The 3,951-nt window shown below is 41.0% G+C and carries 1 protein-coding gene and 1 pseudogene; both read right to left on the bottom strand.

The window, feature by feature from the left end:
* Positions 1–350 precede the first annotated feature (350 nt).
* Positions 351–3,611 carry a DISARM system SNF2-like helicase DrmD gene (gene drmD, locus PN497_RS02670; protein ID WP_272109538.1) on the bottom strand — a complete coding sequence of 1,087 codons (3,261 nt, stop codon included), beginning with the start codon at positions 3,609–3,611 and terminating at the stop codon, positions 351–353.
* 84 nt (positions 3,612–3,695) lie between these two features.
* Positions 3,696–3,951, bottom strand: a pseudogene (locus tag PN497_RS02665) (DNA polymerase III subunit gamma/tau); the annotation flags it as partial.

Raw genomic sequence — 3,951 nt, 5'->3', positions numbered from 1 at the left:
TCCTATAATCCTGAAAATCCTGATTCAGACAAAATAAATCATCAATAAAAACCACAATCTCTAAACAACATCCCGTACATCCTCAAATCCTGGTTATCCTGATTCAGACAAAATAAATCATCACTAAAAACCACAATCATCAAACAACATCCCGTACATCCTCAAATCCTGGTTATCCTGATTCAGACAATTATCAATTATCAATTATCCATTATCAATTATCAATCACATCCCGTACATCCTATAATCCTAAAAATCCTGATTCAGACAAAATAAATCATCAATAAAATCATAATAAAATAATTATATCCCCAGTCCCCAGTCACCAGTCCCCAGTCCCCAGTCCCCAATTACCCAGAAATAGGCCATAAATAAATTAAACCTACAGGTTCAACTCGTACCGCTTTCACTTGATAAGTTCTTTCAATTCTCTCCGGTTCAGTAATTAATTCTATCTCTAATTTTTCCAACCTTTTCACCCAATAACGACGATCTGCGTCTATTTGTTTTTGTTCATCTGCGGGAAATAATGATAATTGTATTTTGGTGGTTTCTTCCTGTTTTTGGGTAATACGTTCTTTTTGTTCCTCTAAAATCTTTTTCATTTCCCCAGCTTCTTTTTTACCCCTTTCAGTTAATTTTTTCTCTGCTCTTTCTGCTAAAATTTGAGCGCGTTTCTCTAAATGGGGAATGAGTTCTGCAATATCCTGACTTGCGTGTTTTTGTAGTCTGGTTTTGATCCCTTCTCCTACTTCATGAAAATGGGCGATCGCTAATGAGTCTTCTAACAACTGCAAGACATCCTGTTTATCCCCTTCTCCCAATGGTTGCAGTCTTTTTTTACCCCGGTTTGCAGGATCTATCCATTCTGCGGCCATTGCGATCACCTGATCATGCAACCTGGCCGCTTTGTCTCCGTATAACGACAACCGCCCCAAAACAATAATTTTCGGGATCGGATCATTGGTTAAACACACAGAAGCACGGGTAAGTTCATCATGTAAAAACCCTTGGGATAAAAACCTGCTTAATAATCTCTGTACTAACCGATGTTCTAAATGTAAATGTACTACATCCCCATCCAAAGAACCTGGATCACGGAAAACTACCGGACGAATAGGTGCTTCCCTGCGCCATTCCCAGGGTTTTTGTCCTCTTTGTTTCGGTACTCGTAAAGTATCTAAAGTTGCTGACCAAGTAGGATCTGCCCCAGTTTGCTGATCCAGTGCTGGAATCATCCACCGGGCAGTTATCGGGTTATTAACCGCCTCGCTTTCATCCAGCGGTGTTAATGGGGAAGCGTTGAGAATTTCTAAAGATGCAGAAATAGCTGCCCGGAAATGTTGATCACTTAAATTTAACCATTGCTGTGATTTTTTTAACATTTCTTGCAGTTCACCCAGTTGTTTATTTAGGTCTTTTTGTCTGATTCTTGCTGCTTCCAACTCGGCGTTAATAACTTCTAAATTCCCCTCTGTTTTAGTATCTATTTTATCGGCTTGATTAATTTCCTCCGTAATATTATTGATGTTTTGATGGCGAATACCGTCCGCTAATAACCGGGAAACTTTTTTCTCTACAACCGGCGCAAGACTGCCTAACTCTCGCTGAATATTATCTGTTTTCCGTACCAAAACATCTAAAACTTTATCTTCCACCCGTTGAGGTAAGATAAAATAATAACATCTCACTAAAGGCGATCGCTGTAATTTTCTATCTATCCGTCCGTTGCGTTGTTCCATCCGGCTAGGATTCCAAGGTACATCAAAATGAAACAGATCGGCGCAGTGATTCTGTAAATTTACTCCTTCTCTCGCCGCATCCGTAGCAATTAAAATCCGTAATGGATGCCGACTAGGATCACTATTAAACGCCTGTTTAATTTCTTCCCTCCTGTCATCCCCTATCCCCCCATGAAACACATCTATGCGTTTATCTGCTAGATGAGAATGGGCGATCGCCGCCTCTAACTGTTGTTGTAAATAGCGTTTTGTATCTGTATATTCAGTAAAAATAATCACTCTTTTATTTAACCAAGCAGCGTTATTTTCCCCCAAATCAGGACAAAGATTAACTTTAATCCATTCTATCAGCTTGATAATCCTGGGGTCTGGCTGATACCGTACTTGATCAGCAATTTCCCCCATTTGCCGTAAAATCTCTAATTCCTTTGGTGTTGCTTGTAACCCATCTTCCCTACTAGCGGCGCTCATTTGTGCATCTTCTTCCGCTTCTATTTCTGCCTCTGGTAACTCCGCCCTGTCATCATCCGCCCCCGCAGACTCTAATAATAGGGTAATTGGTGATTGGTAATTGGTGTTATTTTTATTTCTCTCCCTGCTTTCGTGACTTCTTTCTATAGCAGTTCTATGTACTTTTAAAGTCCGAGCAAAAGCTTCAATAGAAGATAACAACCGCTTTTGTAAAGATGTAATTACCAACATTGCCGCAGCTTGGGCGGTTTTAGAAACATCCTTTAATCTTTCTTCCCGTAAATGACGATATTCTTGTAATAACCGAGATAATTGTAACTCTGGGGCATTTTCTGGCAAATTATCAATAATAATCGGTGTTACCTGACGCTGGGGAAAAGCTTCCCCGATCTCCCGTAAGTCCTGCTTTAATCGCCGTACCATCACCGTATCAAGTAACTGCCGATTTCGCACCGGTACACCCCGACAAAACCTTTGCGGATCAAGAATTTCCAATAAAGCTGCAAAACTATTAGAGTGGCCATTGTGAGGCGTAGCAGACAAAAATAACTTATGTTCAAATCTTGGCGCTACTTCCCGGATAGTCCGGGTAAGGTGAGAGTCCACCGCATATTTAGCCCCACTCGCAGGGGCGGCATTGTGCGCTTCATCTAAAATTAACATAGAAGCGGCGTTAAAATCTCCCAACCAATCCCGTAAAGGTGCAGAGTATGTTTCATCTCTGAGTAAAGCATGGGAAATAATAAACCGGCTGTGAGTCGTCCAAGGGTTAATTCCATAACCTCGTTCTTGACGACGGGCGGCGACAAACTCCCGATCAAAAATCATGAAAGTCAACCCAAATCGGCTTTCCATCTCCTCCCGCCATTGTCGCACTACGGAAGGAGGGCAGGAAATAACAACACGCTTAACTTTCTGCCGCATCAGCATTTCCCGCAAAATTAAACCCGCCTCAATGGTTTTACCTAAACCCACATCATCGGCAATAAATAAGGCTACCCTGGGCATAAGTAAGGCCTTCCGCAGTGGTTCTAACTGATAAGCTTTAACTTCTATCCCTGCTCGATAAGGTGCTTGAAATAACTTAGTATCTGTGGAAGTTACGCAATTCCAGCGTAAGGTATGCAGGTAAGCACTAAATAACCGGGGCTGGTCAAAACCGCAATTAGCTACACTTTCCCAGGAAGTAGTACCAATGATTTTTGCGTCTATTTCCCGTTCCCAGAGGACTTCTAACTGTTCTCCTAATGCATCATCTTCTAAGCAAGATAAACTAACTTTAGTATCTTCTTTGTCATTGGGTTTAGGTACTACCTCTTCTACGAGATATTGACGCGATCGCACCCGTACTATTTGACCTGGTATAATATTATTTATGTCAGTTACAGTATTATTCACCTCAACCAGCCCCCTAACTGAGTATTTGCAAGCTAATCATAATCATAATCTGTTTCATATATTTCAACACTGAGTATTTGCAAGCTAATCATAATCATAATCTGTTTCATATATTTCAACATCTGGTGAAACCCCAGTAGCAGATAAATCTAAAACATCATCTGTCAAGCTGATAATTTCCCCCCTAAAAAATTCTGCCAGGCTTTTAGCTGCTTTTGCTACTTGTTCAGCATTCCAAGTTGATACAGGTGCTGGTGATACAGGTGTTGGTGATTGGTGATTGGTGATTGGTGATTGGTGATTGGTGATTGGTGATTGGTGATTGGTGATTGGTGATTGG

Origin of the sequence: Sphaerospermopsis kisseleviana CS-549 (genome assembly GCF_028329225.1) — a bacterium.
GTDB classification, from domain to species: domain Bacteria; phylum Cyanobacteriota; class Cyanobacteriia; order Cyanobacteriales; family Nostocaceae; genus Sphaerospermopsis; species Sphaerospermopsis kisseleviana.
The sequence above is the reverse complement of the archived record's forward strand: the minus strand, read 5'-3'. Positions and strand labels throughout refer to the sequence as shown.